6 protein-coding genes are annotated in these 5929 nt (G+C 35.9%); all 6 read left to right on the forward strand.

The features are described 5' to 3' along the window. Nucleotides 1-111: 111 nt before the first annotated feature. The 6 genes from AFK68_RS14305 to AFK68_RS14325 all read left to right on the forward strand — a co-directional run bounded on the left by AFK68_RS14305 (nucleotide 112) and on the right by AFK68_RS14325 (nucleotide 5799). Nucleotides 112-786, forward strand: a complete 675-nt coding sequence (locus AFK68_RS14305; RefSeq protein ID WP_094673385.1) for a hypothetical protein — start codon at nucleotides 112-114, stop codon at nucleotides 784-786. A 163-nt stretch (nucleotides 787-949) separates the two neighbouring features. Next, nucleotides 950-1777, forward strand: a complete 828-nt coding sequence (locus tag AFK68_RS14310; protein ID WP_256386557.1) for a DUF1822 family protein — start codon at nucleotides 950-952, stop codon at nucleotides 1775-1777. 314 nt (nucleotides 1778-2091) lie between these two features. Then, nucleotides 2092-2814, forward strand: coding sequence for a hypothetical protein (locus AFK68_RS14315; RefSeq protein ID WP_094673387.1), 723 nt, complete (start codon nucleotides 2092-2094; stop codon nucleotides 2812-2814). A 99-nt stretch (nucleotides 2815-2913) separates the two neighbouring features. Continuing rightward, complete coding sequence (locus AFK68_RS36815; RefSeq protein ID WP_168186472.1) at nucleotides 2914-3063, forward strand: hypothetical protein; 150 nt, start codon at nucleotides 2914-2916, stop codon at nucleotides 3061-3063. Between the two features lie 165 nt (nucleotides 3064-3228). Beyond that, nucleotides 3229-5106, forward strand: coding sequence for an NACHT domain-containing NTPase (locus tag AFK68_RS14320; protein WP_094673388.1), 1878 nt, complete (start codon nucleotides 3229-3231; stop codon nucleotides 5104-5106). Between the two features lie 420 nt (nucleotides 5107-5526). Then, nucleotides 5527-5799, forward strand: coding sequence for a hypothetical protein (locus AFK68_RS14325; protein ID WP_094673389.1), 273 nt, complete (start codon nucleotides 5527-5529; stop codon nucleotides 5797-5799). The last annotated feature ends 130 nt before the right edge of the window (nucleotides 5800-5929 follow it).

Raw genomic sequence — 5929 nt, forward strand, 5'->3', positions numbered from 1 at the left:
AAGATTATGGTGTACTTAGGAGCTTTGCGTCAGCAATCGCTCTATTGGCAACCCACTATATATGGTGTCTTTGCGTAAGTCCTGACTACTTTATTGGATGTGAGGAAAAATTTGGGGCAATTTCTTGCTAGTGCCGATCTTGATAGGGTTTCTGCTTCGACATTGCGGGAACATTATGTTAGATGGGTGAATGGGTTTCTCAAGTATGACATTCTCGACTTATATCGTTGTCATCGTCAAGACCTTAGTTTGAATGTCGCGGAACCAGAGAGAGATGAGGGAGAATGGTTGGAAAGTTTATCTGAGGATGGTTTTAATTATCAGATTTTTGATTCATTGGATAGTTTGTTGCAACAGGAAGAAAATCAAATGACTCAAAATAAAGGTTTAATTTTGGAGTTGTATATTGAGTCAGATCCAGAAGAAAAATTAACTGCTTGTCATCCCCAAAATTATCCTAATTGTAATGCTAAGGCAATAGTGGAATATTTTTATTTGATCGATCGCGCTGAAAAAATTACTGTTAAGGAGGATTGGGTTATTGCTAAAAATAAGAGGGAATTAAGTATTAAAAAAAGTACAAAAAGGATTACTTTGGCTGCTGCGGAACCGAAAAAAACTTGGCAAGGTTTTGCGAAAAAACAGGGGATTAATTATCAAACTCTGAAGGCTCATTGGCAACGAAAATGTTTACCTTTATTAAGGGAAAGTGTTCGGGATATTGAGAATAATTTGGATTATTATGAAGTAGGGAATAGGGAACAGGGAACAGGGAGCAGAAAGTAGATAAAATTTTAGATTTTTTACTTTATTAACAGGTATGAACAACATTTTTTAGGATAAATTTACCATGAATAATTACACAAAATTACGTCCGGTTATTATAGCTTTGGATACTAAGATACATCAAAAAGCATCGTCGTTAGCTGCTCAACAATCTCATCCATAAATTGCCAAACAAGTTTACTTAAATATTTTGGCGGTTGCTGCTGTTTCTCATTTGCTGAAGTGGTTAGAATTTGAGACAAATTTAGAGCAGACATATAGTTTTAATCCGTTTCTGACTGGGTTATTGAATTCCACAGATTTGATAGTAGAAAATCGGCAGTTATTCTGTGTACCTATTTTGCCTGGAGTCACAGAATTTTCTACTACTTCAGATGTAGCTGAAAATTTTCTTGGTTATGTTGCTGTACAATTTCAGCAAAGTTTAGATAAAGTGGAAATTTTGGGATTTTATCCGGCAGTAGCCGAGGATAATTTACCAGAAAAAATGTCTGTTGAATATTTACAACCTCTAGATAATTTGTTTGAGTTTTTGGAGAAAAATAAACAGGCAGTTTTACCTCAGAATACTTTAGTAAATTTAGCAAATTGGTTTGCTAGAATTTTTGAGGAAATTTGGTTGCCTCCTGAAGTATTTTTCACTCCTAAATTAGGCTTTGCTAAAAGTAGTTCTGTTGATACAGTTAAGAGAGCGAAAGTTATAGATTTTGGTTTACTTTTAAATCGGCAAAAAGTGGCTGTAGTTATTACTATTCAACCGGAAGTTGATGAGGAAGTCGGGGTATTAGTGCAAGTTCATCCTATTGACGAACAAGAATTTTTGCCTCCTGCTTTAAGGTTAAAAATTGTATTGGAATCAGATAGTGAGGAAGTAGAAGCTAGGGCAGCCGACCAATTAATTCAGTTGGAGTTTAGCGAAATTCCTGGTAGATATTTTTCTGTGAAAGTTATTTTAGATGATGCAGAAATAGTTGAGAAGTTTGTGGTTTAGGGAAAGATTAAAATGTCATTACTAGGGGGCAGATAAAGGAATTATTTGGGTTTATCTAATATTAAGCCCCCCGAAGCAATCTCACCTTAGAATTTAAAATGTCATTGCGAGGGGGCAGATAAAGAAATTATTTGGGTTTATCTAAAATTAAGTCCCCCGAATAAATCTCACTATAGACTAAGAGATTGCTTCGGCTAAATTAATCCTTTTTTTCAAGCATTTAAGTTTTTTTATGACCGCCTCGCCATGACAATATTAGAATTTAAAATCTCATTACTTCAGAATGTCAAAGTAGTTCACTAATCAAAAAAATAATGGAAAATAAAATCACAATCTACCTCAACTCCGGCAACTTTTCAGAAGGCTTCAACTCCGTAACTATCCAACTTAATCAAAACCAAAAATTCACTACTACCTTACCAGCAGCACCCAAAATTCCACACTTATACAAAAACTGGCAACAACAATACACTTCTCTCACCCCAACTGCCAGAGCTGGATTCAGAAAAAGTCAAATTACTAATATTTCCAGTTCCGAATGTTTCCATTATTATCAAGCACTCTGCCAACAACTGAACCTTTGGTTTTCCCCTATCAAAAATCTCTTACCCAAAACTGAAAAAACTCTCCTAATTATCAATACTCAAAATATTTCAGATAACCAAACCAGAGAAATTTTACATAAACTTCCCTGGGGAAAAATCCACCTTTCAGAAAATTTGATAGTCGAAACTATACTTAGCTTCTCCGAAGGTAAAAATTCCCCAAATATTCTCTCCGAAATTCCTAGAAAAGTCAGAATATTAGGAATCTTAGGAGACAATACTGGTATTAATATTTCCCAAGATAAAGACTTAATTCAAAAACTTAGAAGAAGAGGAGCAATGCCGAAATTTTTACCCCAATCAAATCAACCTCTAAAACGAACAGACTTTGCACAAATTTGGGATGAAGCTTGGGATATTATTATCTTTTCCGGTCATAGTAAAACTCAACAAAAAACTGGAATTATTCATCTCAAATCCCAAGAATTTTGAGATTTTCAAGAAATTAGAAATACTCTAATAACTGCTAAACAACAAGGATGACAATTAGCCATTTTTAACTCCTGTGATGGTTTAGGATTAGCTCAACAATTGGCAGATATTGGCATCACAATTATTATCTGGCGAGAAATTACTCCAGACCAAATTGCTCCTCTATTTCTCAAATATTTTCTCACCTCTTTTACTAATAACAATTCTATCTATACTTCCATGCAGCAAGCTAGACAAAAATTACAATAATTACACCCAGAAATTGAACAAAAATTACCAGGAGTAACTCAATTACCAATCATAGTTCATAATGGCAAAATTACACCTCCAACTTGGAGTCAACTGCGAGGCAAAACTGGAGGGAGAATAGGTGGTGCTGACTGGAATTTAGAAAATTTATTAACTCGTCAAGCATTGCGTAACCGGAAAAATTTATTAGAGGCAGTCAAACATGAAGTAGTGGCACGTTTAAGTCAGTCTTTACATAATCAAATGGAGGCATTAATAAATGTGCCGAAAAAAATGGAAGTTGAGAAAGTAAAACGTATTTGGGATGTGAATGTGAAAATAGGCGATCGCCCGATTCTGAAATTATCTCCTGATGCAGATATTATTGATGTGTTTGATGAGCCGATGGTGGCAGGTAGGTTGTTGATATTGGGTGCGCCTGGCTCTGGGAAAACAACGACTCTGTTGGAGTTGGGGCAAGAGTTGGTTATTAGAGCAGAGATGGATGTGGAGTTGGGAATACCTGTGTTTTTGAATTTGTCTTCTTGGAGGGATGACAAACAGTCTATGGAGGAATGGTTGGTGGAGGAGTTGCGGTGGAAGTATGGGGTGAGTCGGGATATTGGTAGGAGTTTGGTGCGGGGTAAGCAGTTGTTGCCGATGTTGGATGGTTTGGATGAGTTGGAGTCGTCACGACAGTGTTTGTGTGTGGAGGCGATAAATAAGTTTTTGTTGGGGGAATGTCGCCCTCAGTTTTTGGTGGTGCGTAGTCGTTTGGAGGAATATGAGTCTGTTGGGGGTGGGTTGTGTTTGAATGGGGCGGTGTGTTTGTTGCCTTTGAGTGATGTTCAGGTGGAGGGTTATTTGTTGGGGTTTGGTAAGTATGAGTTGTGGGAGTTGGTGAGGGGTGATGGGGAGTTGTTGGAGTTTGTGAGGGTGCCGTTGTTTTTGAGTATGGTTATTGTGGCGGAGGTTTCTTTGGGGAGGTGGCGTGAGTTAAGGGGGGATGAGCGGTTGGATTATTTGTTGGATGCTTATGTGGTAAGGATGTTGGAGCGCAGGGTTGATAGTCGGTTTTATGGGGAGAAAAAGGTGCCTAGTAATGAAAAGACGTTGGAGTGGTTGGGGTGGTTGGCGTATCAGTTGGAGAAGCATTCTAAGATTGAGTTTTTGATTGAGAGGTTGGAGCGTAGTTGGTTGGATAGTGTGAGGGGTAGAATCATTTACAAAGTGATTGCGAGTTTATCTTATTCTATTTTAATGGGAGTTTATCTTAGTATGCTTTCCGATAATAACGAGAATTTTTTTGAAAATATTAATATTATTGGGATAGCATTTTACTTTATTATAGTGTTTTTGTTGGATAATGAAGGCAAAAATATATGGCAAATCAATCCAAAACTAGAGGTGATAAAATTTTCTTGGAAAAGTTTTCCAGAGTCTTTCAAAGAAAAGTTTTTAAGCTGGTTAAATAATTACAGCATCTTGAGTGATAAAACAGCAAGAACTTTCTTCATTATTATTCAGGGATTCGTTATATTTTTTTCAGTCTTCTTTTTTAGATATCTCAAATTATATGGCGTTTTATTGTATAATATAGTTCCTATAGCATTGTCCATTTTTTTCCCTTTGATTGTAATTATTTTTATGGCTTTACCGCAAATTTTTCAAGGGGAAGAATTGAAAGACACAAAAAATCCCAATGAAGGAACCTGGAGAATTTTATTAAATGGAATATTTTTGACAGTAATGGTACTTCCAATCTCAGCAATTTTAGTTCTATTTTCAAAATCAATTCAATCTGAATTAGTTAGTGAAATAGTATTGTTTCTTGCGATAATTTTACCATGTCTAACATTATTGATTTTTGCAGATTCTGCTATCGGACATTTAATAGTTCGTCTTTCTCTTTTCCTCACAAAAAAAGCACCCTGGAATTACGCCCGCTTCCTCAACTATGCCACCGAAAAAATTTTACTTCAGCGAGTTGGAGGAGGTTATCAATTTATTCATAGATTACTCCAGGAACCTTTGGCATGGTGGTACTCTAATCAGGAAAAATAGCACTTTGTAGGTTGGGTTGTTTCGCTAACGCGACATGTAACGCGTTAGCGTTGCGAAGCTTTGTAAAGGATGGAGTTAATCTAACTGGCAGTAGAAGAGGTTTCCGAGGGCAAGATCCTTAAGGTTCCCGTGGGGAAAGAACAAGACTAACTTCTGGTTTTGTCATAGTTATTGATAAATTTTTTTATTAGGGAGCGGAGAGAACTTATGACTTCTAATATCATCAGGACTTACGCAAGGAAACTATATATAGTGTTAAGCTTCAAGACTTTCTCTGTATTGGCGCTCCTTACTTAGTTCCTCTTGGCGATATAGCTGCCGCTAGGCTCCGCCAACGCCTGAACAACAAAATTATCATAACTTATGCCAAAACACTCTAGTTATTATAGAATAATATTATTGTTAATTTAAGCTAAAAATATGAACTTTAACTATATTGTATCTAGTCAATATTTACTGAATTATCAGACAAATTATACTATTACAAATTTAGCCAATCACCTAGAAAATGTTAGCCATGACACAATCAATCGCTATTTAAAAATCGAAAGTTTTGATGCTCAAGATTTATGGAAAAATGTTCAAGGAGAAATTGTAACTAACCCAGAAGGTTATTTAATCTTTGATGATACAGTTCTCAACAAGGAACATGGCAATAAAATTGAGTTGGTTCGGCGACAGAGAGCGCGGTAATGAGCATAAAGTAATTTGTGGTATAGGGGTAGTAAATTGTATATATTTCAATCCAAAAGTTGAGAAATTTTGGATAATAAATTATCAATTTTATGAGCCAGATAGTGACAAAAAAACTAAGATATATAAT

The sequence above is a fragment of the Hydrocoleum sp. CS-953 genome, assembly GCF_002260545.1.
Classification (GTDB): Bacteria; Cyanobacteriota; Cyanobacteriia; order Cyanobacteriales; family Microcoleaceae; genus Trichodesmium.

Excerpts from the sequence above, each read along its gene's own strand:
- AFK68_RS14315 (WP_094673387.1), top strand. The coding sequence starts at position 2,092 with ATGGAAAATAAAATCACAATCTACCTCAACTCCGGCAACTTTTCAGAA.
- AFK68_RS14325 (WP_094673389.1), top strand. The coding sequence starts at position 5,527 with ATGAACTTTAACTATATTGTATCTAGTCAATATTTACTGAATTATCAG.